General features: G+C 55.0%; 21 protein-coding genes. 8 read left to right on the top strand and 13 right to left on the bottom strand.

Going from position 1 to position 25,417, the window contains the following annotated elements; genetic code table 11:
* Positions 1-154 precede the first annotated feature (154 nt).
* Complete coding sequence (locus tag ABLV30_RS10865) at positions 155-1,183, top strand: Mal regulon transcriptional regulator MalI (protein ID WP_004851407.1); 1,029 nt, start codon at positions 155-157, stop codon at positions 1,181-1,183.
* Positions 1,184-1,208: 25 nt separating this feature from the next.
* Here the strand turns inward: ABLV30_RS10865 and ABLV30_RS10860 are convergent, their stop codons facing one another.
* Together ABLV30_RS10860 and manA are read right to left on the bottom strand one after the other, a co-directional pair.
* A complete protein-coding gene (locus tag ABLV30_RS10860; RefSeq protein ID WP_148851271.1) occupies positions 1,209-2,771 on the bottom strand; it encodes a YdgA family protein in 1,563 nt (520 codons plus the stop codon).
* A gap of 98 nt (positions 2,772-2,869) precedes the next feature.
* Positions 2,870-4,048, bottom strand: coding sequence for a mannose-6-phosphate isomerase (manA, locus tag ABLV30_RS10855; protein ID WP_025105820.1), 1,179 nt, complete (start codon positions 4,046-4,048; stop codon positions 2,870-2,872).
* A gap of 197 nt (positions 4,049-4,245) precedes the next feature.
* Between manA and fumA the strand changes: the two genes are divergently transcribed.
* Both fumA and fumC read left to right on the top strand, forming a co-directional pair.
* Positions 4,246-5,892, top strand: a complete 1,647-nt coding sequence (gene fumA, locus ABLV30_RS10850; RefSeq protein ID WP_025105819.1) for a class I fumarate hydratase FumA — start codon at positions 4,246-4,248, stop codon at positions 5,890-5,892.
* Between the two features lie 142 nt (positions 5,893-6,034).
* Positions 6,035-7,435, top strand: coding sequence for a class II fumarate hydratase (gene fumC / locus ABLV30_RS10845; protein ID WP_025105818.1), 1,401 nt, complete (start codon positions 6,035-6,037; stop codon positions 7,433-7,435).
* On the opposite strand, the gene tus is transcribed toward fumC, so the two are convergent.
* Positions 7,425-8,357, bottom strand: a complete 933-nt coding sequence (gene tus / locus ABLV30_RS10840; protein WP_014229577.1) for a DNA replication terminus site-binding protein — start codon at positions 8,355-8,357, stop codon at positions 7,425-7,427. The genes fumC and tus overlap by 11 nt on opposite strands.
* 74 nt (positions 8,358-8,431) lie before the next feature.
* Complete coding sequence (gene rstB / locus ABLV30_RS10835) at positions 8,432-9,733, bottom strand: two-component system sensor histidine kinase RstB (protein WP_014229576.1); 1,302 nt, start codon at positions 9,731-9,733, stop codon at positions 8,432-8,434.
* A gap of 318 nt (positions 9,734-10,051) precedes the next feature.
* Here rstB and ABLV30_RS10830 point away from each other — a divergent pair, with 318 nt between their 5' ends.
* The gene (locus tag ABLV30_RS10830; RefSeq protein WP_064374892.1) at positions 10,052-10,741 is read left to right on the top strand and encodes a VIT family protein; all 690 of its coding nucleotides are present in this window, start codon (positions 10,052-10,054) and stop codon (positions 10,739-10,741) included.
* Between the two features lie 176 nt (positions 10,742-10,917).
* On the opposite strand, the gene ABLV30_RS10825 is transcribed toward ABLV30_RS10830, so the two are convergent.
* The 4 genes from ABLV30_RS10825 to iraM all read right to left on the bottom strand — a co-directional run bounded on the left by ABLV30_RS10825 (position 10,918) and on the right by iraM (position 14,983).
* The gene (locus ABLV30_RS10825) at positions 10,918-11,400 is read right to left on the bottom strand and encodes a glutathione peroxidase (protein WP_048262187.1); all 483 of its coding nucleotides are present in this window, start codon (positions 11,398-11,400) and stop codon (positions 10,918-10,920) included.
* An 88-nt stretch (positions 11,401-11,488) separates the two neighbouring features.
* A complete protein-coding gene (locus ABLV30_RS10820; protein WP_048262185.1) occupies positions 11,489-13,261 on the bottom strand; it encodes an EAL domain-containing protein in 1,773 nt (590 codons plus the stop codon).
* Positions 13,262-13,570: 309 nt separating this feature from the next.
* Positions 13,571-14,287, bottom strand: coding sequence for a two-component system response regulator RstA (gene rstA / locus ABLV30_RS10815; protein ID WP_004851385.1), 717 nt, complete (start codon positions 14,285-14,287; stop codon positions 13,571-13,573).
* A gap of 348 nt (positions 14,288-14,635) precedes the next feature.
* Positions 14,636-14,983 (bottom strand): anti-adapter protein IraM, encoded by a 348-nt coding sequence (gene iraM, locus ABLV30_RS10810; protein ID WP_014229571.1) that lies wholly within the window; start codon positions 14,981-14,983, stop codon positions 14,636-14,638.
* A 1,030-nt stretch (positions 14,984-16,013) separates the two neighbouring features.
* Here iraM and ABLV30_RS10805 point away from each other — a divergent pair.
* Positions 16,014-16,349 carry a GlpM family protein gene (locus ABLV30_RS10805; protein ID WP_014229570.1) on the top strand — a complete coding sequence of 112 codons (336 nt, stop codon included), beginning with the start codon at positions 16,014-16,016 and terminating at the stop codon, positions 16,347-16,349.
* On the opposite strand, the gene folM is transcribed toward ABLV30_RS10805, so the two are convergent.
* From folM to ydgH, 3 genes are all read right to left on the bottom strand, one after another.
* Complete coding sequence (folM, locus tag ABLV30_RS10800; protein WP_014838648.1) at positions 16,346-17,071, bottom strand: dihydromonapterin reductase; 726 nt, start codon at positions 17,069-17,071, stop codon at positions 16,346-16,348. The two genes, ABLV30_RS10805 and folM, sit on opposite strands and share 4 nt — an antisense overlap.
* Positions 17,072-17,107: 36 nt before the next feature.
* Positions 17,108-18,490, bottom strand: a complete 1,383-nt coding sequence (locus tag ABLV30_RS10795; RefSeq protein WP_014229568.1) for an amino acid permease — start codon at positions 18,488-18,490, stop codon at positions 17,108-17,110.
* A gap of 179 nt (positions 18,491-18,669) precedes the next feature.
* Positions 18,670-19,620, bottom strand: coding sequence for a DUF1471 family protein YdgH (gene ydgH / locus ABLV30_RS10790; protein WP_032748948.1), 951 nt, complete (start codon positions 19,618-19,620; stop codon positions 18,670-18,672).
* Between the two features lie 522 nt (positions 19,621-20,142).
* Here ydgH and pntA point away from each other — a divergent pair.
* From pntA to ABLV30_RS10775, 3 genes are all read left to right on the top strand, one after another.
* Positions 20,143-21,672: a Re/Si-specific NAD(P)(+) transhydrogenase subunit alpha gene (gene pntA, locus ABLV30_RS10785; protein WP_004851372.1), complete on the top strand. Its 1,530-nt coding sequence runs from the start codon at positions 20,143-20,145 to the stop codon at positions 21,670-21,672.
* Positions 21,673-21,682: 10 nt separating this feature from the next.
* Complete coding sequence (pntB, locus tag ABLV30_RS10780; protein ID WP_014229565.1) at positions 21,683-23,071, top strand: Re/Si-specific NAD(P)(+) transhydrogenase subunit beta; 1,389 nt, start codon at positions 21,683-21,685, stop codon at positions 23,069-23,071.
* 144 nt (positions 23,072-23,215) lie between these two features.
* Complete coding sequence (locus tag ABLV30_RS10775; protein WP_004102581.1) at positions 23,216-23,404, top strand: YdiH family protein; 189 nt, start codon at positions 23,216-23,218, stop codon at positions 23,402-23,404.
* 128 nt (positions 23,405-23,532) lie between these two features.
* Here ABLV30_RS10775 and uspE read toward each other — a convergent pair whose 3' ends face one another.
* On the bottom strand, positions 23,533-24,483 hold the full coding sequence (gene uspE, locus ABLV30_RS10770) for a universal stress protein UspE (protein WP_004851366.1): 951 nt from the start codon (positions 24,481-24,483) through the stop codon (positions 23,533-23,535).
* 137 nt (positions 24,484-24,620) lie between these two features.
* Positions 24,621-25,373, bottom strand: coding sequence for a fumarate/nitrate reduction transcriptional regulator Fnr (fnr, locus tag ABLV30_RS10765; RefSeq protein WP_004851364.1), 753 nt, complete (start codon positions 25,371-25,373; stop codon positions 24,621-24,623).
* Between the last annotated feature and the right edge of the window lie 44 nt (positions 25,374-25,417).

The raw sequence follows: 25,417 nt of genomic DNA, 5'->3' as shown, positions 1-25,417 counted from the left end.
AAGTTATCGGTAGGATGTAACGCCACGGAAAGATAAAACGTTTTACCAAATTTTAGTGCGATAAAAATCACATATTCCGGCGATAATAACGTTTATAAAGAGAGTATCTTGATAAAACGTTTTATCGACAGCCAAAGGGAGTCGGCCTGCAGTTATGGCTATCGCGAAAAAAATCACCATTAATGATGTCGCCCAGGCGGCAGGCGTGTCGGTCAGTACGGTATCGCTGGTGCTGAGTGGCAAGGGGCGTATTTCGTCGGCCACCGGCGAGCGCGTCAATCATGCCATTGAACAGCTGGGCTTCGTGCGCAACCGCCAGGCGGCGTCGCTGCGCGGCGGCCAGAGCGGCGTTATTGGCCTGATCGTCAGCGACTTATCGAAGCCTTTCTACGCGGAGATGACCGCCGGATTGACCGATGCGCTTGAGTCGCAGGGCAGAATGGTGTTTCTCACCCAGGGGGGGCACAGCGGTGAAAAAATGCTCCAGCGTTTTGATACCCTGGTGGCGCAAGGGGTCGACGGCGTGGTGATTGCCGGGGCGATCGACCAGGGAGCGGAGCTGCGCGATCGCGCGGCGCAAGCTGGAATGCCGCTGGTGTTTGCTTCCCGCGCCAGCTATCTCGACGATGTCGACCTGATCCGCCCGGATAATATGCAGGCGGCGCAGATTGTCACCGAGCACCTGATCCGCCGCGGCCATCAGCGCATTGCCTGGCTGGGAGGGCAGAGCTCGTCCCTGACGCGCGCCGAACGGGTAGGCGGCTACTGCGCCACCCTGCTGAAGTATGGCCTGCCGTTTCATAGCGAGTGGGTGCTGGAGTGCGAGTCGAGCCAGAAGCAGGCGGCAGAGGCGATGGCGGCGCTGCTGCGGCAAAACCCAACGATTAGCGCGGTGCTGTGCTACAACAGCGTGATTGCCACCGGGGCGTGGTTTGGGCTGATGCGCGCCGGGCGCCAGAGCGGCGAAGCTGGCGTCGAAAGCTATTTTGAACAGCGGGTCGCGCTGGCGGCCTTTGCGGAGTTACCCGAGGAGGCGCTGGACGATCTGCCGCTGACCTGGGTGACGACGCCCGCCCGGGAGCTGGGACAAAGCCTCGCGGAGTGTATTTTACGGCGTATGGAAGAGGGACAGGGCGCGGCGAGAAACCAGATTATTTCTCCCCGACTGATTACCCGAAAATAGCCCCTGGGCAGGGGCTATTTGCCGTTTATTGCTGCGGCGCGGCGGGTGGCACCACGTCTTGCGGCGCGTCATCTTGCGGCTGAGTTTCCTGCGGCGCTGCGGGTTCAGAGACGGCGGGAAGCGCTAAACCGAACATTCCGGCAAACTCATCCAGCGGCATTTTCTGTCCGTTCAGCGTAACCTGGCCGTCAGCGTACTGCAGGCTTGAGGTGATGGCGTTATCTTCCATGGTGGTGATGCGGAACATCTGCCCCATCGCCGCCAGGCCTTTCACCTGCTGATCCGCAAGCTTAGCGGCGTCGGCGGGCTGATAGCCTTCCAGCCCGGCAATCTGGGTCATAAACGCCGTCGCCATATCCACCGGGATCACCAGCTTGCCGTCGAGCGATTTAACGCTACGATCCACTTCATCCGCCAGCGTCTGCGGCGGCGTGGTGGTCAGCGACGGGTCTTTGAGCAGAATCGAAAGATTCAGGGTGGTTTCCCCCTTCGCATTGCGCCAGCTCAGCGGCGAAATGGTCAGGGACGGGCTGCCTTTCAGCATCATCGGCAGCGCGCTAAAGAAGGTTTGCGTTAACGCCTGCTGATAGAGCTCAGGATTCTGCGCCAGCTGCGGATCCGCCATCAGCGCCTGCGCTTCAGCGTTGTATTTTTGGCTGAACTGATGGAAGGCTTCGCCATCAATATTGTCCAGCTTCAGCGTCAGCCGGCCGCTACCGATATCCTGATTTTGCAGCTTGAGGCTGTTGACCGTGTAGTCCAGCTGGCTGTTAATGCCTTTACCGTCGGCAGTCAGCGACGAATTGCCGTCAATTTTCATCCCTTCGAACAGCGCCAGCTCTTTGCCTTCAACGCCAATCGCCAGCTTGTCCAGCGAGATAGCCTGTTTACCGATACGCTCGTTGAAGCTGGCCATTTCGGTAGAGCCGTCGGTTTTCAGGTTATTAAAGGTGAGCTGAACTTTCTGGTTGTACTCGTTAACCGCGTTAATCTGCCCGCTACCGGCTTCGCCGCTCAGGCTGAGGGTTTTCCCTTCGCGGTCAGCGTTCAGCTGGAACTGTCCGCCGCTGAAGGTCACCTTCTCATCGCCTTTCGCGTAATCAAGCGGGTTGAGCACAATAGCGGATGTGTTGTCGCCGCTATAAGCGATACGGGTATCAATGGTGAACGGCGTTTCGCCTTTAGCGATGTCGAACAGCGCCTTGCTGGCGTCGTTATTGGTCAGGGTGGTTTTGACGGACGCCATCGCCGGGGCGAGGTTAAAGGATTTGAGCGAAGCCAGCGGGAAAGGGCCGTGATCGACGACTTCATCAAACACCAGCGACTGTCCGGCGGCAAGCCAGCGGGGCGCCTTGCCGGCAGCAGGCTTCAGCACCAGCTGTAAATGGCTGCGGAACAGTCCGCGCTGATAGCCCTGATACGTCAGCTCCACGCCAGCCTGCGGCGCGCTGCTTTGCAGCTGAGCATTAGCCTGCTGCACCATGTCGGCAATGCGGCTTTCCAGCTGCTTCCCCGTATACCACGCGCCGCCCGTCCAGACGACGCCCAGCGCAATGATAACTCCTGCTGCGACCAGCGATTTTTTCATAGCATTTGTCCATAAATGAAACCAGGCGGATCGGGCCGCCTGGTTGTGTTGTCATGATGGGTGAAAGTCTAGCAACTGTGGCTAAAAAGTTCAGTAACTTACTGGAGCTTATTAAACACGCGCGCCACGCGGCCGCGGCCGCTAACCTGCACCGGTGATTCATTACAGCCGATAAACGCGGATTCACCCGGCTTCAGCGTCAGGCGCTGTTCGCCTTTGGCAATCGTCGCCTCACCCTCGACGCAGAACAGGATCGCCGCGCTCTGCTGGGCGATGGTTGACGCCTGCGCTGACAGGTCGTGCAGCGAGAAGGCAAAATCGTCAACCGGGATGGGGAAGTCCAGCTCCGCGCCGTGAATTACCGGCTGGGTCAGCAGTTGGCCCGCGGGTTTTGGCTCAAATTTGACGTTCGCCACCAGTTCCGGAATATCGATATATTTCGGCGTCAGGCCCGCGCGAAGCACGTTGTCAGAGTTGGCCATCACTTCCAGCGCCACGCCCTGCAGGTAGGCGTGCGGGGTTTCCGCAAACAGGAACATCGCCTCTCCGGGATTCAGTTTGACCACGTTGAGCAGCAGCGGAGAGAAGAGGCCGCTATCGTCCGGGTAGAACTCGGCGATCAGGCGGATAGTCTGCCAGGGCTCACCCTGTTCGCTGTCCAGCGCCGCCTGCAGCGCCCGTAAGGCGTGCGCTTTTTCATCGCCTTTCATGTTCAGCAGGCTGGCGAACAGCTGGCTCAGATGCCCGGCGTCAGGCTGCGCAAGGAACTGGGCAATCGCCGGATGCGCATCGGCAACCGGCTGCAGCAGGGTGACGATTTCGGCAAACTCGCGGAAGGCGTTCATGGCGAGGAACGGCGTTAAGGCGAAAACCAGCTCCGGCTTGTGGTTCGGATCTTTATAGTTACGTTCGGCGGCATCAAGCGGGATCCCGGCAGCGTTCTCTTTGGCAAAACCGATTTCCGAGGCCTGCTTGTTGGGGTGGACCTGGATAGAGAGCGGCTGCGCGGCGCACAGAACTTTGAACAGGAACGGCAGTTCGCCAAAACGCTCGGCGACTTTCGCGCCAAGCAGGGTTGCTTTATCGCTTTCGATCGCGTCGCGCAGAGAGCGCGGCGCCCCGCTATTATCCACAATCTGCGAGCTGCTCTTGGGATGGGCGCCCATCCACAGCTCCGCCATCGGCAGGTTGTCCGGGTTAGCAATCCCATAAAGTTCGGTTAAGGCGGTATGGCTTCCCCAGGCGTAGTTTTGCACTGAGTTAATGAGCTTTTGCATTCTCAATCCCTGTTTCCACTTAATAGTCATGGCACTATTAAACCAGCAATCGACCGATAAGCAACCGGCGCGAAGAAAAAGTCGTCCTTGTCTCAGTTTTTGTTAAAAAATTGTGTAAAATCGATCGACTCGCTTTTCCACGGGCAAATGGAGTGTCTGCCTGAAATATAATCAGCTAAGCAGTAAGTGAGAGCACAATGTCGAATAAACCGTTTGTATATCAGGATCCTTTTCCACTGAAAAAGGACGATACCGAGTACTACCTCCTCAGCAGTGATTACGTCTCCGTCGCCGAATTCGCCGGCCAGGAAGTTCTGAAAGTTGAACCTCAGGCGCTAACTTTACTGGCACAACACGCTTTCCACGACGCCTCCTTTATGCTTCGCCCGGCGCACCAGCAGCAGGTGGCCGATATTCTCAACGACCCGGAAGCCAGCGAAAACGATAAGTACGTGGCGCTGCAGTTTCTGCGCAACTCGGATATCGCCGCCAAAGGCGTGCTGCCGACCTGCCAGGATACCGGTACCGCGATTATTACCGGCAAAAAAGGCCAGCGCGTGTGGACCGGCGGCGGCGATGAAGCCGCGCTGGCGCAGGGCGTTTATAACACCTATATCCAGGATAACCTGCGCTATTCGCAGAACGCGCCGCTGGATATGTATAAAGAGGTCAACACCGGCACTAACCTGCCTGCGCAGATCGATCTTTACGCCACCGACGGCGAGGAGTACAAATTCCTCTGCATCGCCAAAGGCGGCGGCTCGGCGAATAAAACCTACCTGTACCAGGAAACCAAAGCGTTAATTACCCCGGCGAAGCTGAAAAACTATCTCGTCGAAAAGATGCGCACTCTGGGAACCGCCGCCTGCCCGCCGTACCATATTGCTTTCGTCATTGGCGGCACCTCGGCGGAGTCCACCCTGAAAACCGTTAAGCTGGCCTCAACCAAGTACTACGACGGCCTGCCGACCGAAGGCAACGAACACGGCCAGGCCTTCCGCGATATTCAGCTGGAGCAGGAACTGCTGGTGGAGGCGCAAAACCTCGGTCTCGGCGCACAGTTCGGCGGCAAATACTTCGCCCACGATATCCGCGTCGTGCGCCTGCCGCGCCACGGCGCCTCCTGCCCGGTGGGCATGGGCGTCTCCTGTTCGGCGGATCGCAATATCAAAGCCAAAATCAACCGCCACGGTATCTGGATTGAGAAACTGGAGAGCAATCCGGGCAAATATATTCCCGAGCATCTTCGTCAGGCCGGCGAGGGCGAGGCGGTCAAGGTCAACCTCAACCAGCCGATGAGCGATATTCTGGCGCTGCTGTCGCAGTATCCGGTGTCGACCCGCCTGTCGCTGAGCGGGACGATTATCGTGGCCCGCGATATCGCCCACGCGAAGCTGAAAGAGCTTATCGACAGCGGTGAGGCGTTGCCGCAGTACGTCAAAGACCACCCGATCTACTACGCGGGCCCGGCGAAAACGCCCGACGGCTACGCGTCCGGCTCCCTTGGCCCGACGACCGCTGGCCGCATGGACTCCTACGTCGACCTGCTGCAGGCGCACGGGGCGAGTAAAATCATGTTAGCCAAAGGCAACCGCAGCCAGCAGGTGACCGATGCCTGTCATAAACACGGCGGTTTCTACCTCGGCAGCATCGGCGGCCCGGCGGCGGTACTGGCGCAGCAGAGTATCCGCAGCCTCGAGTGCGTGGCGTACCCGGAGCTGGGTATGGAAGCCATCTGGAAAATTGAAGTCGAAGACTTCCCGGCGTTTATCCTCGTGGATGACAAAGGCAACGACTTCTTCCAGCAAATCCAGAGCTCGCAGTGCGCCCGCTGCGTGAAATGATTTCAGCCGCCCTTCGGGGCGGTTTTTTTATGCCGCTTAGCGGCACGAACCACCAAAACAACTTATAAATCTGACCCATACTTTACCCTTTGAGCAGGTGAGCTTTGTCGCTATTACGCACGTTGAATCCAAGGAGACAGTCATGACAACGCATCGCAGTGAAAAAGACTCAATGGGCGCCATCGATGTGCCTGCCGACAAGCTATGGGGCGCGCAAACCCAGCGCTCGCTGGAGCATTTTCGTATTTCGACGGAAAAAATGCCGGCCGAGCTTATTTATGCGCTGGCGCTGACCAAGCGCGCAGCGGCGAAGGTGAATAACGATCTCGGCCTTCTGGCCGCGGAGAAAGCGCAAGCGATTATTCAGGCCGCGGACGAAGTGCTGGCAGGCAAACATCCGGACGAGTTTCCGCTGGCTATCTGGCAAACCGGCTCCGGCACGCAAAGCAACATGAATATGAATGAGGTACTGGCCAATCGCGCGAGTGAACTGCTGGGCGGGGCGCGCGGGATGGAGCGTAAGATTCACCCCAACGATGATGTCAACAAGAGCCAGAGCTCTAACGACGTGTTCCCGACGGCGATGCACGTGGCGGCGATGATTGCCCTGCGGGAGAAGCTGATCCCGCAGCTCAACGTGCTGAAGCAGACCCTGAACAATAAAGCCGTTGCCTTCAGCGATATTGTCAAAATAGGCCGCACCCATCTGCAGGATGCGACGCCGCTGACCCTCGGTCAGGAGATCTCCGGCTGGGTAGCCATGCTGGAGCACAATTTAAAACATCTCGACCATAGCCTGCCGCATCTGGCCGAGCTGGCGCTGGGCGGGACGGCGGTGGGAACCGGGCTCAATACCCATCCGGAATATGCGGTACGCGTCGCCGCCGAGCTGGCGGCCTTAAGCGGCCAGCCGTTTGTCACCGCGCCGAACAAGTTTGAAGCGCTGGCGACCGTTGATGCGCTGGTGCACGCGCACGGGGCGCTGAAAGGGCTGGCCGCTTCGCTGATGAAAATTGCCAACGATGTGCGCTGGCTGGCCTCCGGCCCGCGCTGTGGGATTGGCGAGATTGCGATCCCGGAAAATGAACCGGGTTCGTCGATTATGCCTGGCAAGGTGAACCCGACCCAGTGCGAAGCCCTGACCATGCTGTGCTGTCAGGTGATGGGCAACGATGTCGCGGTGAATATCGGCGGCGCATCGGGCAACTTTGAGCTCAACGTCTATCGCCCGATGGTGATCCACAACTTCCTGCAATCGGTGCGGCTGCTGGCTGACGGGATGGCGAGCTTTAACGAGCACTGCGCGGAAGGCATTGAGCCGAACCGTGAACGCATCAGCCAGTTGCTGAATGAGTCGCTGATGCTGGTAACCGCGCTGAATACCCATATCGGCTATGACAAAGCGGCGGAAATTGCCAAAAAGGCCCATAAAGAGGGGTTAACCCTGAAAGCGTCGGCGCTGGCGCTCGGCTACCTGACGGAAGCCGAGTTTGACCGCTGGGTGCGCCCGGAAGAGATGGTGGGCAGTATGTCTACTCGCTAGCCAGCCACAGGTGCAGCCGCGGAATCAGTAGCCTGAGCGACTGCGCCTGCGGTTTGTAGCGATACTGCACGTTATCGGCGTCATAGTTCAGGAGTTCACCGAGGTCCGGCACGCTGACGCCCTTCGTGCCGGATATCAGCGCAATCATCGGTCCCGGACAGGCGTATTGTACCTGTTTTTGTTCCCCGCTGTACCAGACCCTGGCGATGGGCTGCACCTTCACCGGCCGCTTTATTTTCAGCTTTGCCCGCTGCGGCAGGGCGGCAATATCCTGATACTCTCGCTCCAGCTTGCTTTGCCACTGCTCGCGGGTCCACGGCGGAACCGCCCGGGGCGACTGAAGGCTTTTTTCCAGCTGCATGAGTACCCGATCGCGGGTGAGATTTTTAATCACGTGCTTATTGGCCCAGCCGAAGCGGATGGTGCTCGGATCGAGGAGGGGAGTTAGCGTGCGATAGGCGCTCAGCGTAATCAGCCCCGGCAGGTGGCGATGGACCCACTCAAACCGCGCGGCGGCAGGCAGGCCGGAATCCACGGTGATAATCTTCTCGAAGCGCGCTTTGAGGGCGTTGATATGGGTGATTTTGTCTAAGAGTTCAGCCTGTTCGCGGGCGTCAGTTTGCAGACAAATCGCGCCGGGTAAACGCACGGCGGCTTTGCTGCTGCGGGTTTCCGACTGCTGCTGGATAAACAGATGACTATAGTGCCTGAGCGCCATCTCCAGCGCGGTTTTGCCGGTGTGCTGAACCACGTTGATGCTTTCCAGCGGCTGGTGTTCTGCGTCTTTACTCACCGGCGGCAGCTCAAAGACGCGGGCGGCCAGCAGGCGGCACTGGCTCAGGGCGTGTTTTAGCGCCTGTAGTTCATGCTCGAGCTGGCGAAAGGTGTCGTTCAGACGTTCAACAAGGTCATAGCTGGCCATATTCCCCACCTTAGTTACAACATACTTAGCGATTTTTTAACTATAGCAGGCCTCAGCTTTTGCGCAAAGGCGTATCAGGCGGAGGTAAAATCCGGCAACTGATGATAGACCGGCCAGCTAAAGCAAAAACAGGCCCCGCCCAGCGAACTCGCTTCGCAATGCACTTCCCCGGCCATTGCCTGGGCGATGCTGTGGACGATAGCTAAACCAAGGCCACAGCCGCCGGTCGCGCGATCGCGGCTCGGGTCGAGGCGTACGAAAGGCTCGAACACTCGCTCACGTTCATCAGGCGCAATTCCGGGGCCATCATCTTCGACCCGCAGCGTCGCGCGCGAAGCCTGCAGCGTCAGGCTGATCTGAATACGCTGGTTACTGTAGCGCAGGGCATTATTCACCAGATTATCCAGCACCCGTTCCATTAAGCGCATATCCAGCGCGCCGTAACTCCCGGCCACGACGTCGGTTAGCGCAATCTCGCGCTGGGGATTAACCGTCTGAATATCTTCCACGTGATCGCGGATCCACGCCGGGAAATTGGGGGTCGTCAGCTTCAGTTCGTTCTGCGGGCGGTCAAGCCGGGCGTAGGTCAGAAGTTCTTCAATCAGCGCCTCCAGCTGCCCGATATCGCGGTTCAACGCCTGCGATTCGGCTTCGGTGAGGTTCTCACTCATTTCCAGGCGATAGCGCAGGCGCACCAGCGGGGTCCGCAGTTCATGGGCGATGCCATCGATCAGCTGTTTTTTGCTGGCGATAAGCGCGTTGATGTTATCGGCCATCTGATTAAACGCCACCCCCAGCCGCGCGAAGCTGGACATGCTGTCGAAATGAATGCGTTCAGTAAGATGTCCGTCGCCGAAGCGCTGGGCGGCGGTCTCAATACGCAGCATCTCCTGCCAGTGAGGACGCATCCAGATAAAGACCGGAAAGGCCAGCGAGATGGCGATAAAAGCCATCAGGGCCAGATCGAGCAGGCGCATCTCATGCAAAAAATAGAGATACGGCACCGGACCGACGGAGAGCACGTAGTGGCTGCGCGGGATCCGCTGGATAAAGGTGTACTGATCGTCGAGGGCGACGATATCCCCGGCGCGCAGATGCTGCATCGAGTTTTCCGAGAGCTTGAATTTGCTGATGGGCTCGATATGCAGATCGAAAGAGAGATTGAGGTCCAGCTCTTTGAGCGTTTTGCTCCAGTCGCGCGGCGGGATCTCCCGCAGCTCGCTGCGCATCAGATACAGCGAACTTTTCATCAGATCGTCCAGCGACTGACGCCCTGCGCGTTCGGCGGTGAATTTGTACACCAGGCCCACCATCATGGTCATGACCAGGAAGCAGACGAACAGCAGGAGGTAAAACTGCACAAACAGCTTTTTCATTAAATCTCACTCAAAATCAAAAGGTTAAATTCCTGCTTTTACCTGCAGGGGCACTGCGGGGGCATTTATCCAGGCGCAATCTACGTCAAAAGTCCTTGTTGCGTTTTATGCCCATTTGATTTGCTATGAAAGCAGGGTTCGCTGCGGCTGACAACATCCGGCACGCATAAGTATGATGGTGTGGGTTGAAGCCAAATCAGAGAAGAATGTAATGTACCTCGGTCGGCGCCGATGTGCGAAGCGTTCTCTGTTTTAATCCGTTTTATTCCACCCTCATCCCGCCAGGCTGAACAGGCGTACTTAAAGGAGAATAAAAGCATGCATCTTGAACGACACAGCATTGAACGCGTCGGATGGTTGAGGGCTGCTGTACTCGGGGCTAACGATGGTATTGTTTCGACAGCGAGCCTTGTTCTTGGCGTTGCGTCTGCTAATACGGGCTCTTCCGGGGTTTTACTTGCGGGCATTGCCGGGCTGGTCGCGGGGGCGATGTCGATGGCCGCGGGGGAATATGTTTCCGTCTCATCTCAGGCCGATACGGAAAACGCGGCTCTCGCTCAGGAAAAGAGGGAACTGGAAACAGATTATCAGGGAGAAGTACGCGAGCTGACTTTACTTTATGTGCAACGCGGACTCGAGCCAGAGCTTGCCCAAAAGGTTGCCGAACAACTCATGGTGAAAGATGCTCTGGACACGCATGCCCGCGAGGAGCTGGGACTGACGGATACCAATTCTGCGCGCCCCCTGCAGGCTGCCGTTTTCTCGGCGCTGAGTTTTTCCGCTGGCGCAACGTTGCCTTTAGTCGTTGCATGGCTTTCTCCAGCAACGCTGGTTTTTCTCTTTGTTATTCTCTCCTCCCTTTTTTCACTGGCCGCTCTTGGCTATATATCTTCAATTGTCAGCAGAGCCTCCCCTCTCAGGGCGATCGGCAGAATTACTTGCTGGAGCACCCTGGCGATGTTTTCGTCGATGGGAATAGGTCATCTTGCCGGGCAGGTATTGTTTTAATAGATTGCTTAACTCGCAGAAAAGAGAAATATCTGGCGTGTGGTGGGCTGAAAAATGAGTGATTTGTATCGCGTGCGCGGGACTTATTCCTAACCCATTGTCATTTTTCCAGGCGCACTTCCGGCGCGGAACGAACATTCACTCGCGCACAGGCAGTGGTCAGGGAGGCAAAAGATTTAAATCTTTAGTGCGGCAAGGATGGCGGTCTCCATTTTCTCCGGGGTGGTGAACGGCGCGAAACGCGTGAGAGGGGTGCCGTCGCGACCGATCAAGAACTTCGTGAAGTTCCATTTGATCCGCCCGCCCAGCACGCCGGGTAACTCATCTTTCAGGTAACGAAACAGCGGGTGCGCGCTGGCGCCGTTGACCTCCACTTTCTCGAACATCGGGAAGCTTACACCGTAATTGATCCGACAGGTCTGCTCGATGTCATCGACGCCGCCGGGCTCCTGCTTACCAAACTGGTTGCAGGGGAAACCAAGCACTATCAGCCCATGGGCAGCGTATTTCGCGTAGAGCGCTTCCAGCCCTGCATATTGCGGTGTGAAGCCACAGTGGCTGGCAGTATTGACCACCAGAACGAGCTTGCCAGCATAGTCAGCCATTGAGATGGGCTGGCCGTGCAGGCTGGTGGCAGTCAATTGGTAAAAGGTAGTCATATCGTGTTCCTCAGTGCAGCGCCCGTTGCGCGTCTTTATCGCTGGATTGGTTCATAGACTGAAAGAACATTGAAAAGAGTCGTTCATCTCAGGATTGCTTTCCCAGGTCTGCCTTTCTGGCGCGATACCATGCGGCAAAATCAACGGAGACCATCGGCCGGGCATAAAAATATCCCTGAACCTCATCGCAGCCCAGGCTGCGTAAAATCTCAACCGTTTCGAGATCCTCGACGCCTTCGGCAAGGACGACGTAATCGAGCTGCTTGAGGAGCCTGATAACGTTGTGCACAATAATGCGGCTGGCTTTCTCATGGACTATATGCCTCACAATAGACCGGTCGAGTTTGATGATGTCCAGCGGGATTTGCCGCAGGTAATTAATGTTGCTGTATCCCGATCCAAAGTCATCCAGAGAAATTTTAAACCCGCGTTTTTTGAGCATGTCTAGTCCGTTCAGCGCGGCCGGACTTTCAAGCATCTTCTCAGTCTCCAGACACTCCACCCCCAGCAGGGCTGGGTCAAGACACGCCTCCCGCAGTTTCTGCTCAAGCTCCTCAGCGAAATCGGGTCGAGAAAAATCGCTGGCGGCGAGATTAATTGAGACGGGAAGAGAAAGCCCCCGATCCCGCCAGTCACTCAGTTGCGCGATAGTATGATCGATAACCCAGGCCGAGAGTTCGCGCATCAGGCTAGTCTTTTCGACCAGCGGAATAAATTCACCCGGCAGCACTTCGCCATTGATAGGATGCTTCCATCTTATCAAGGCTTCAGCGCCCGTCACGTCTCCCGTCGTCAGCGAAATTTTTGGCTGAAAGACCAGATATAACCCCTGGTTTCCCTGCAGCGTTTGCCTGAGTTCGGTGAGCAGGCTGAAATCTCGCTTCTTGCGGATGTCCAGTGCGTCATTATAGGTCGTAAAACGGTGCCCCTGGCTTATCGCTTCATGCAGTGCGCTCACCGCGCGCCGCAGAATTTCATTTGGCGTCATGTCGCTATCGCAAATACCGGAGTCACCCATGTGAATATTCAAATCCAGGGGAACGTCCGGGCCGATCCTGGCCTGGGTTCCCTGAAGCCGTAGTGCTATACCCTCCAATGACAGCGCCATGGGTTCCGGGGTGAAAAAGGCAAAGCGTCCCACCGCCACGGCGTAAAGTTTGCTCGCCATGGGCAGGCGCGCCTGCAGCGCGACGGTCATGTCACGAAGCAAATTCTCTACCGCCAGCATCCCCAATGAGCGGGCCATCTCGTAGGCAAATGGCATATCAATGCAGTCAATAATGACCAGCCTGAAAGTACCCTCCGCCGACACCTCAATGTCCTTGAGCAGGCGCTGCCGATTGGGTAAAAGCGTGACGACGTCGATATACCCCACTGAGTGCCAGGAGGCTAAGAAATCCGATATCAGCTCGGCCAGAGTCTTAAAAATAGCGATCTGCTCATCTGAAAGTGTCCTGGGTTGCGTATCTAAGATACTCAAGGTACCCACGGTCACTCCATCGCGGGTTTTCAGCGGGCATCCTGCATAAAAGCGAATGAATGGCGCTTCTCTGACCGCCCGATCGCGATGAAAGATCGGGTGCTGATGCGTATCAGGACAAAGGAGAGTCTCACCCTGTTTCAGGGTCTGTTCGCAAAATGCTCCGCCCAGGCTGGTGTCCGTGGGGGCGATATTCTGAGCGGATTTGATGTACTGCTTTTCATCGTCAAGGATTGACACAAAACTCATTGGCATTTTTAGCAACTGGCAGACCAGATGAGTGTATTTTTTTAACGCTTCGTCTCGCCCTTCGTCCGCGTTTTTTAACAGGTCAATCGCCGCGCGTCTTTTGCTTTCATCGCTGCTGAGATCGTTCAACATATAGATGCTCCCGTGCAGTAGATATTGCGGTCATCCCAACCCACTGAAGGTGTGAATCTCTATACTCACGACGGGTGTCGATACTGGCCAGGCGCCAGCGCTATCACTCCACAGTAGAATGTTTTCCGTTGATTGTCTGCAAAGAGTATCACCCGCCCGGCAAGTCGTGAGGCGCGCCGCGCGGTGAAGCGCGGGTTTTGCGTGGGAAAAGCAATTTCACCCCCTGTTTTAAAAATAATTAACAGGAGGTTGAATTGGCTCTGACGGCTAACTCCGCACAAACAGCTATTCCATCGCCATATGCCAAAATTAATTGTCCCAGGCGTGCGGGGCGAACAGGTAACCTTTATTGCGTACCGTTTTGATACGATATGGCTCAGTCGCATTATCGAGAAGCTTTTTACGCAGCCGCGAGATGGCGACATCGACGCTGCGGTCCATACCATCGTAGCTGACTCCGCGCAGATTTTTTAATAACGCGTCCCGATCCATAATTTGTCCAGCATGGGTCGCTAACTCCCACAGGAGATCGAAATCCGCAGTGGATAAGGCGACGCTTTCGCCGCCGAGCATCACCTGTCTATTCACCGGGTCGATACTCAGGGAGCCAAAAGCGATCGCTTTATGCGGGGTGAGCGAGGAGGGGACGCTGCCGTCCGGCACGGCGATATGCTGGCGCAAATGCAGGCGCAGGCGAGCTAACAGCACCGCGGGCGGCGTGGTTTTCAGGATATAATCGCTGGCGCCCATTTCGAGTGAGAGAATATGGTTCATATCGCTGTCCAGTGAAGTGAGCAATACGATTGGTCCCTGCCACTGGCCGCGTAAATCGCGGCACAGCGTCATACCGTCTTTACCCGGCAGCATGATATCCAGCAGCACCAGGTCCGGCTTTTCGCGCGCGATAACCTCTTCCGCCCGATCGCCGCGCGGTTCTACCACCACGTCCATATCGTGTTTGCCAAGGTAGGCCGCAATCAGTGCGCCGACCTCGGCATCATCCTCAACGAAAACAATTTTATTCATATTGTGTATGCTTGCACTCATCTTTTAATCGCTTGAATCTCTTTACCTGCATCGCGGCTGAGGTGGCGCATTCAGTATCTGAAGTCAGGTGCCTATTCATTCGCTACCGCCATTGTAAACCATCCGGACATTAATATGAGCTATATATTAGCCATGAAATTCGCTATGATTCCCGGAGCTGCGGTTCAGGACTATTTTTTGCGGAGCCAGACAATGATTCAGATACGAGCAGAAGCATTGCGCATTAAGGGAACAGGGTGCGGCACAATGTGGGCACGGGCTGTCAGGACAGCGCGTGCCCACATAGAAAATAAGTACCGGTACGCTAGCGCGAATGATGGGGAAGCCTTATTGCGGCCTCTTTTGCCTGGCGCCGTAGGGGCACAAGGCGAACTTGCAGAGGCTTCTTCGATTGCAGATGAGCAGCATAGGGTTCTGATTACCGGGGCATTCAATATTCTTTGAAAATGTTGACCATAAATTTTCCGTATAGGGGAATGCATGAATAACCTGTAAATCGCCGGGCACACCATTAATGAAAACTTCATTTTGTGTGATGTTAATAACCGAACCAATGCTCAAAAAATAATCCCCACTATACCAAATAATTAATTTCAGATTTTTGGCACTTGCCGCAACTGAAAAACCTGTTCCTGTTACAGGACATACAAGGCTATTTTCAATATTCCACTGCATGCTTGACGCTCTCCGGTAATTTACGAGCATTTTCGCGTTGATGAATATATTTTGATTAAGTTCATGGCCATTTTTACTTTGCGTGAAGCAGGTCCGAACATGGAGATTCCTTTAACTGGTTCTTATGCTGATTAATATAAAATAATAACAATTAGATGAGTGTCTAATACTAGTAATGATAATAGCAACAAGTAAAAGATTCGAAAAACTGGCATGAGCTGAACTAAATGGCTGCATTGAGGATTGTGAACAGAATAAAATTCTGTTCTGGATATCAGGAACAGATCGAAAGATTGTGAAATCATATAATTACGATCATATCTACTACCGCGCCTGTTATTAACGGCAAAGTATGCTTCCTTATGAAATCGGTTTTATATTGATGTAAATCAAAATAATTGGTTTTATTTAGCCATTTTGCTAAAAAATGGCTATGTGCGCTTATTCAGGATTTGCGCAAAAAGAATAATTTCAAAATAACCTCTTATGATAAAAATCAACCATATCAATTAACCACTTTCACTCTATTTTGCCAGTATTGATTTGAATCATTTAGTGCAAAACAATAGCTGCACTGAAGCGGTGCGGTTATTGAGCTGGGCATTTTGTAAATGCCCGCCAGGCAAGCGCGCCAGACTTTAAAATCTGTGTAAATACGTGAGGAAGAGATGCGCCGAAAATAGGCTAATTTGATTTGTATCTAAAAATACGAAAAATAATATGTTATACGTATAACTCAATAATCAGAAAAAACATTCTCTTTTTGATTTAATGAATGTATTTAGCCGAAGAGTTTTTAAGGCAGCAAAAACGGCCATCTAATAACGCGCTCCGCTTGCCAGGGATATCATCCTTGCGAACGGTTATCGCCAGGAGCGGATATTCGGCATAGGGGGGGGCGGCAGTGATGAGACCGCTAAAAAATAGGTCTTTTGCTTCTACACGGTATCGGCCGCTCTTGCGCGTTTATAATTGTCGGCGCTTCCGTTATGCTGCGGGGTCTTGTTGTTTAAATGTTAAGGCAAAAGGAATGGGGTTGTTGATAAAAGCGCTGCTCGGCGCGCTGGTCGTTGTCCTGATTGGCGTGCTGTCTAAAACGAAGAACTACTACATCGCCGGGTTGATTCCGCTCTTTCCGACTTTCGCCCTGATCGCGAACTATATCGTTGCCAGCGAGCGGGGGATCGAAGCGCTGCGAACCACCATCGTATTCGGGATGTGGTCGATCATTCCGTACTTTATCTATTTGCTCTCGCTATGGTATTTCACCGGCGTTATGCGCCTGCCGTTCGCTCTGGCAGGCGCAGTGGGGTGCTGGAGCCTCTGCGCGTGGCTGTTAATTATCGGCTGGAGCCGTTTCCACTAGCGCAGATGGCGGCCGCCGTCGACGGCAAATGAGCGACCGGTCACGTAGCGGCTGCTGAACAGGTATTCGATCAGGTCGCTAATCTCTTTTTCACCTGGCGCGATTTTCATCAGCGATTTATCAAGCGCCTGCTTGCGGTATTCCGCGTCATCGCCTTCGTTAAATAAAATCAGCGAAGGGGCGATAGCATTGACCTTAATTTCCGGCGCCAGCTTGCGGGCGAACGAGCGGCTCATATTATCCAGCGCCGCTTTGCTGGCGGCGTAGGCAATGTGTTTGTCGCTGCCGCGCTCCACAACGTAGTCGGTGATATGGATAATGTCGCTGGCCGCATGGCCGTGGCCGCGCAGCAGGCTCTCCAGGGCATGGTTGAGCAAGTAGGGGGCGTTGACGTGAATTTGCATCATGCTGGCGAGCACCGTGGTTAACGGCACCCCGGGCTTTTCCGCCATCCAGCCGCTGGCGTTATGGATGATGGCGCGCAGACCGCTGCCGGCGTGCGCCTTCACCTCTTCGGCGAACGCCAGAATACTATCGTCAGTGCTGAAATCCGCGTGCAGACAAACGGCGCCCGCTTCACGTAGCGCGTCGATGGCGGGATACCAGGTGCGGTAGCTGATAATAACGGGCTGCTGCCGGGCCAGAAAATGGCGGGCCAGGGCGAGGCCGATACGACGGCCCCCGCCGGTAATCAGGATTGGACGAGGCTGGATGTCAGCCATGGGTATCTCCTTTGAGTTCAGCGGCAGGGTAACCGCTTACCCTACCAACATCCACGTTGCCGGTACGGCGGCAACCAGCAAAAAACCAATTAATGCCAGGTCACGGCGTTTGAGCGGGCGATCGTGCTGGTGTGTACGACGGGCATACAGGAAAACCAGAAGACCCGGAGCGTAAAGTATCACTGACAACAATAAATGCACAGGGCCGGACGCATATAATAACCATAAGCCATAAATACAGGCACCGACACCGACGGCCTTGTGTAGCGGGCGCTCAGCAATCTTCAGCAAAAATGCGCCGACGAGAAAGTAGGGCACCAGGATCATCTCAGAGGCGATGGTCAGCAGCGTGTTGTAATCTGAGCCGGTAAGCCAAATCAATACCAGCGAAGCCTGTACGCTGACGTTGGTGAGCCACAGCGAAGCCGACGGGGCATTGTTTTTATTGGTCCGGGCAAACAGGCGCGGGAAGGCTTTATGCGTTGCTGCCAGATAGGGCACCTCCGCCGCCATAATGGTCCAGCTCAGATACGCGCCGCAGACGGAAATAATCAGCCCGGCGGCAATAACAATCTCCCCCCATGAGCCCATCATGTTGACCATCAGCCCGGCCATTGAGGGGTTGCGTATTTCCGCCAGCTCGCTACGCGGCACGACGCCTAACGAGAGAAGCGTCACCAGCAGATAGACCGCCAGCGCGGAGAGTACTGCCAGCAGCGTCGCGCGGCCAACATCCTGTTTATTACGCGCGCGTGCGGAAACAACCACCGCGCCTTCGACGCCGATAAAAACCCACAGGGTGATCAGCATGGTGTTTTTCACCTGCTCCCATACCGGTACGCCCAGCGCCAGGCCGCTGAAATCCAGGCGGAATGTCTCCATACGAAACGCGATGGCGGCCAGCGCGATAAACGCGCCTAGGGGCAGCAGTTTGGCCAGCGTCGCGGCCAGGTTGATACCCGCGGCCGTTTGTACACCGCGCAGCACCAGGAAATGGACAATCCACAGCAGGACGGAGGCGCCGACGATGGATTGCCAGGTGTTGCCGTCGCCAAATAGGCGCAGCTCGGGGGTATCGGTAAAGAAGCTTAGCGCAGAGAAGACGATAACCAGATAGGAGACATTGGCAACAACCGCGCACAGCCAGTAGCCCCAGGCGGAGCAGAAGCCTATCAACTCGCCAAAGCCTTCCCGGGCGTAGGTAAAAATACCGCCGTCGAGTTCGGGGCGAATGCGGGTGAGCAGCAGCATGGCAAAGGCGAGGAACAGGATCCCTACGCCGGTGATACCCCAGCCGATAAGCAGTGCGGAAGGGCTGGCGACGGCTGCCATATTTTGCGGCAGGCTGAATACGCCTGCACCCAGCATTGAGCTGAGAACCAGCGCGGTCAGGGCGCTAAGGCCCAGTTTCTTTTCCATTGCATTCCCGAGGTGACAATCATCAAACTAAGAATATTTATTTGGCGAAATCGCATAAAAATGGAGGATTGCGCTAAGGCGCGGGATTTTACGGAGTGTTTTGTATGCATGCAATGGCGAGAAATGAAAAAAAGAAAAAAGGCGGCAGATCGCCGCCTTTTTGTTCAGCTCAGACGCCGTTATTTATACAGGTCGGCGCTGATGGTGATGTTGCCACCGCGCTCCTGCCACTGGCGGGTAATGTGGTAGTACTTCGCGCCTTTCTTCGCCGCGCGCTTAGCCGTCTGGTAGGAGATTTCCGTCATGTTACCGTAGTTACCGGTGAACTTGATGCTGTCGTATGGCACCATCTGCGCGGCGGTGATTTTGTTCACTTCCTCGACTTTGGTACCGTCCGGCAGAGTGACGGTGTAACGCCCGCCTTTAGAAGATTGCGTTTCAAAGAAGCGGCCTACGCCGGTGCCGGAACCGACCGCTGCGGTGGTCGCTACGCCCGGGATCTCCACTTTCTTCGCGGCTTCTCCGCCTTCAGCCAGCGCAGCGCGACCGGCTTCTGAATCTGCCGGGATAGCGTCCGGGCTTTGCAGAACGCGTTTTTTGGCATCGGCTTTGTAGATATAGGCGGTGATTCGCTGGTTGCCGCCCTGGTTGGCATCAACCTGGCGCACGATAAAGAAGGAGGCGGCGCCCTTGGCCTTAGCGGCTTTGGTGATGGCGTCGTTAACTTCCGGCTGGCTGCGGTAGAAGCCCTGTACGGTGACGGTATCAAACGGCTCCAGCTCGACGGCCTGGTCCTTCGGTAATTCCATTACGCCGTTAATCACACGATTTTTCGGCGCGTCGGCCTGCGGGGCATTTTCTTTATAAAAATCGGCCGTTACGCGCAGGTTGCCGCCGCTGCCAAAATCAGACGTGTCGACAACATAAAAGGATGCTGCGCCATCTTTGTCTGCTTTACGGGAAACGGCCTGCACCGCGTCGCCAATGGCGTTAAAACGGCCGGTAACCACTACGCGATCGTAGGGCTTCAGCGCTGCCGCCTGCTCCGGAGTCAGCTCGGTCGCTGCATGGGCAGACAACGCGGTTGTAGCCAGAAGAGCAGACGCCAGGAGTGAGTTCTTAAGCTTCATAAAAATAATCCTTTGCCTTGCGCAAACCATGTACTGGTATTGTTGTTGACTGAAAACATTTGATTATTGCATTTATCGTGAGTGACTGTCTGCGTCAATTTTCAGTTGTCGCCCTAAACGTATACTGCAGAAATATAACATTTTTCGATATGTTGAAAAAACAGCCGCTTGACCAGCAAAATCGATAATCGATATCACTTTCATAAGTTAACGTAATGTTAATGCGATGATCAAGACGGCGATAAATGGTGAATTAACCCCTCTGCCAAGCGGATTATCAGGCGCTGGCATAAAAATAAGGTAAATATTGCTGCCTGGCACGGTTAGCCGTGCGTTTTACCAATAAAATCAAAATTTCTGTTTTATTGCTGTAGATCACAATCGGTATTTTCAGTAGGTTATAAAAAGTTTGTTACTGTTTTATTTTTTCAGACATATGTTGGAAGGCACGTTCATCCGCCTTCGCGACGGTCGTTTGTAAGAAAAGTAAACCATCATCAAAAACCGATGGAAGGGAAAACTATGCGTATTGGTGTACCAAAAGAGAGACTAGCCCTGGAAACCCGGGCCGCCGCCACGCCGAAAACGGTGGAGCAGCTGCTGAAACTCGGGTTCAGCGTCGCGGTAGAAAGCGGAGCAGGTAAGCTGGCCAGTTTCGACGACGAGGCCTTCGTTCAGGCTGGAGCGGAGATCGTTAGCGGTGATGACGTCTGGCAGTCCGACGTCATTCTGAAAGTGAACGCGCCCGATGACGAAGAGATCCTGCTGCTTAATCCCGGCACGACGCTCATCAGCTTCATCTGGCCGGCGCAAAACCCGCAGCTGATGGAAAAACTGGCGGCGCGTAATATCAACGTGATGGCGATGGATTCAGTGCCGCGTATTTCGCGCGCTCAGTCGCTGGATGCGTTAAGTTCGATGGCTAACATCGCCGGCTATCGCGCAATCGTTGAAGCCGCCCACGAGTTTGGCCGCTTCTTCACCGGGCAGATCACCGCGGCAGGTAAGGTTCCTCCCGCGAAGGTGATGGTTATCGGAGCCGGGGTTGCCGGTCTGGCGGCCATCGGCGCGGCTAACAGCCTCGGCGCAATCGTCCGCGCGTTTGATACCCGTCCGGAAGTGAAAGAACAGGTGCAGAGTATGGGCGCCGAGTTCCTTGAGCTGGATTTTAAAGAGGAAGCGGGCAGCGGCGACGGCTATGCCAAAGTCATGTCTGAAGCCTTTATCAAAGCCGAGATGGCGCTCTTTGCCGCGCAGGCCAAAGATGTCGACATCATCGTTACCACCGCGCTGATTCCGGGTAAACCGGCGCCGAAGCTGATTACCCGCGAGATGGTTGACTCCATGAAGTCCGGCAGCGTGGTGGTTGACCTGGCGTCGCAAAACGGCGGCAACTGTGAATACACCGTGCCGGGCCAGGTGGTTACCACCGCCAACGGCGTGAAGATTATCGGTTATACCGATCTCCCTGGTCGTCTGCCGACGCAGTCCTCACAGCTGTATGGCACCAACCTGGTTAACCTGCTTAAGCTGCTGTGCAAAGAGAAAGACGGCAATGTCGTTATCGATTTTGATGATGTCGTTATCCGCGGCGTTACCGTGGTTCGCGAGGGTGAAATCACCTGGCCCGCTCCACCCATTCAGGTATCTGCTCAGCCGCAGGCGGCAGCGAAAAAGGTTGAAGCGCCAAAAGCAGAGGCGAAACCGAGCTCGCCGCTGCGCAAGTATGCGCTGATGGCGCTGGCGATTATTCTGTTTGGCTGGCTGGCAAGCGTGGCGCCGAAAGAGTTCCTCGGCCACTTTACCGTTTTCGCGCTCTCCTGCGTGGTCGGTTACTACGTCGTATGGAACGTCTCCCATGCGCTGCATACGCCGCTGATGTCGGTCACTAACGCGATTTCCGGCATTATCGTGGTAGGGGCATTGTTACAGATAGGCCACGGCGGCTGGGTCAGCTTCCTGAGCTTTATCGCGGTGCTGATCGCCAGCATTAATATTTTTGGTGGTTTCACCGTCACTCAGCGCATGCTGAAAATGTTCCGCAAAGGATAAGGGGTAACAAATGTCTGGTGGATTAGTTACAGCTGCATACATTGTTGCCGCGATTCTGTTTATTTTTAGCCTGGCGGGGCTTTCCAAACACGAAACCTCCCAGCAGGGGAACTACTACGGCATTGCCGGGATGGCGATTGCGCTGGTGGCGACCATTCTGGGGCCGGATAGCAGCAACGTCGCGTGGATCCTGCTGGCGATGGTTATCGGCGGCGCGATCGGTATTCGTCTGGCGAAGAAAGTTGAAATGACCGAGATGCCGGAGCTGGTGGCGATTCTGCACAGCTTCGTGGGCCTGGCGGCGGTACTGGTTGGCTTTAACAGCTATCTGCAGCATGAAACCGGTATGGAACAGATTCTGGTCAATATTCATTTGACCGAAGTGTTCCTCGGTATCTTCATCGGCGCGGTGACCTTTACGGGTTCCGTTGTGGCGTTTGGCAAGCTGTGCGGCAAGATGTCTTCTAAGCCGCTGATGCTGCCGAACCGTCATAAGCTAAACCTGGCGGCGCTGGTCGTTTCTTTCCTGCTGCTGATCGTTTTCGTGCGTACCGACAGCATTGGCATGCAGGTACTGTGCCTGCTGGTGATGACCGTGATTGCCCTGGCGTTTGGCTGGCACCTGGTGGCCTCCATCGGCGGCGCGGATATGCCGGTCGTGGTATCAATGCTGAACTCCTACTCCGGCTGGGCGGCGGCGGCGGCGGGCTTTATGCTCAGCAACGACCTGCTGATCGTAACCGGTGCGCTGGTAGGTTCTTCCGGTGCAATTCTGTCCTACATCATGTGTAAGGCGATGAACCGTTCGTTCTTCAGCGTGATTGCCGGCGGTTTTGGTTCTGACGGCACGGCGTCCACAGGTGATGAAGAAGTGGGCGAGCACCGTGAAATCAGCGCCGAAGAAACCGCTGAGATGCTGAAAGGTTCTCAGTCGGTCATCATCACCCCGGGCTACGGCATGGCGGTTGCGCAGGCCCAGTATCCGGTCGCGGAAATCACTGAAAGACTGCGCGCGCGCGGAATCAAAGTGCGTTTCGGTATTCATCCGGTTGCCGGGCGTCTGCCGGGCCATATGAACGTCCTGCTGGCGGAAGCGAAAGTCCCGTATGACATCGTGCTGGAAATGGATGAGATCAACGATGATTTCTCCGATACCGACACCGTACTGGTCATCGGCGCTAACGACACGGTGAACCCGGCCGCGCAGGACGATCCGGGCAGCCCGATCGCCGGTATGCCGGTGCTGGAAGTGTGGAAAGCGCAGAACGTCATTGTATTTAAACGTTCAATGAACACCGGCTACGCTGGCGTACAAAACCCGCTGTTCTTTAAAGAGAACACCCACATGCTGTTTGGCGATGCCAAAGCCAGCGTCGATGCGATTCTGAAAGCGTTGTAAGGCCTGGTCGTTTAAAACCTGTGCTTCTTAAGCCGTCTCTTCTGAGACGGCTTTTTTATATAGGTGACGAAGGGGTTATTTGCTCATAAAATAATCAGGCGAAGGTGTTACAATAGGCTGTTTTTCACCCAAACTGAGGATATTATGGATACCGAGTTAACCCCCACGCAACTGGCCATCGAATTTCTGCGCCGTGACCCCGCTGCTTTAACCCCCGCGCAGTATCTGAAAAAGCTGAAATTGCTGGAACTTGAGTTCGCCGATTTAATGGCGCTTTCGTCCATGGAGCTTAAAGAAGAGATCGATCACGCCTGGCGCTTAGGTATCCACTAACGTTTTCGTTACCCACAAAGCTGTTGAAATCGGGGCCAAATGGCCCTTTATTTTTGTTAATGGGATGCAAAAAAATCCCCCGCGCGGGCGGGGGATGACGTCTTATTACCACGAATGAAGTCAACGGACTAATCGTCTTCTTCGTCGTCCAGCTCAACCGGCGTCTGGTACTGGTCAGGCTTCAGAGCCAGCAGGTCGCAGCGCAGGTGGTCAATAACCTGTTCAGCGGTATTGCCGAGGAAGGCTGCCGAGAGTCCGGTTCGACCAATCGTACCCAGTACCACGATCCCCGCCTGAAGATGCTCTGACAGGTCGGGAATGACCTCCTCAGGTAACCCTTTTTCAACGTGGGTGCGGCCTTCATCGATGCCGAATTTTTGCCGCAGCGCTTTCATGGCCAGCAGATGCTGACCGCGAATGGCGTCGTTATAGACGCTGGGGTCAAAATCAGGGAGCTCAATCGCGATATTGATGGGCGTGACGGGATAGGCGCCCACCAGGTGAACCTCTGTATGGTTAACCTGTTCCGCCAGCTCAATGGTTTCTCTGACCAGTTTTTCATTGAGCGCGTTGTGGTAGTTCTCTTCACTGGCGAGATTGACCGCCACCAGCGCTTTACCGCCTTCCGGCCACGGCTGATCTTTGACCATCCAGACCGGGCATGGGCATTTACGCAGCAGGTGCCAGTCCGTTGGGGTGAAAATCACCGCTTCCAGCTTGTCGTGCTGGTGCGCCATCTTCAGCACTAAATCATGCTTGTCGCTGATGATTTCCTGAATAATGGCTTCGAAGGGACGATTGTGCCACACCACTTTAATATCAATGGGCACGCCGGACTCTATATAGAATTTCGCCTGCTCGCGGATCCAGGCGGTACGCTGCCCGATGACGCCCTGGCGCATGGCCGTGCGTTCGTCGGGGGAGAGCAGGGTGGTCATTTCATAAGAAAAATCATAGATCGGCAAAAAGGCTTTGATGCGGCCACCAATCCGTTGGTGCAGATACACCGCGCGCCGCAATGCAGGCTGGTCGTCCTGATTGGGGTCGATTACTACCAGCATGTTCTGATACTTCGCCATACAGGGTCTCCTTACAACTGTAACTACAGTCTGTATTAAAAAGATAACCTATATGGATGAAATGAAACAGGGGATGAGCCTGGCCAGATCAACAAATTAGAAAAAAATTCGCGATCCGGCCGGATACGGGAGGACTATCAGGCGACGTTGCGGGCCTGGCCAGCAAGCTGCGCCAGCAGGTCGCTGTTTTCGATGGTGATATATTTGCCTTTAACCGCCAGCATACCGCTTTTCTGGAAACGTCCCAGCAGGCGGCTGATGGTTTCTACCGTCAGGCCCAGATAGTTGCCGATATCGCCACGGGTCATGGTGAGGCGGAACTCACGCGGCGAGAAGCCGCGCTGCGCGAAACGGCGGGACAGATTGTAGATAAAGGCCGCCAGGCGCTCCTCTGCGTTCTTTTTGGAAAGCAGCAGGATCATATCCTGATCGCCTTTGATCTCGCCGCTCATCAGACGCATCATCTGCTGACGCAGGTTCGGCATCTTACCGGAGAGGTCGTCCAGCGTTTCAAACGGAATCTCGCAGACCATTGAGGTTTCCAGCGCCTGGGCAAAGCTCGGGTGGTGGGCGGTGCCGATAGCGTCAAAGCCGACCAAATCGCCGGCCAGATGAAAACCGGTGATCTGCTCATCGCCCTGTTCGGTGATGGTGTAGCTTTTAATGGTGCCAGAACGAATTGCATACAGCGATTTCAGCTCATCACCGGCTTTGAACAAGGTCTGTCCTTTCTGGATAGGCTTTTTCCGCTCGATGATGTTATCAAGCTGGTCAAGCTCATGCTCGTTCAGAGTAAAAGGGATGCAAAGCTGGCTAATGCTGCAATCCTGGCAATGGATTGCACAACCGCCAGACTGAATGCGTCGTATAATTCGCTTTTCCGGGATCATAAGTCTGCTCAGGCTTTAATTGATATTGGTCAATTTTAACATCT

It is taken from the genome of Klebsiella sp. CN_Kp113, assembly GCF_040064585.1.
Classification (GTDB): domain Bacteria; phylum Pseudomonadota; class Gammaproteobacteria; order Enterobacterales; family Enterobacteriaceae; genus Klebsiella; species Klebsiella michiganensis.
This window is presented reverse-complemented; position numbering and strand designations above follow the sequence as displayed.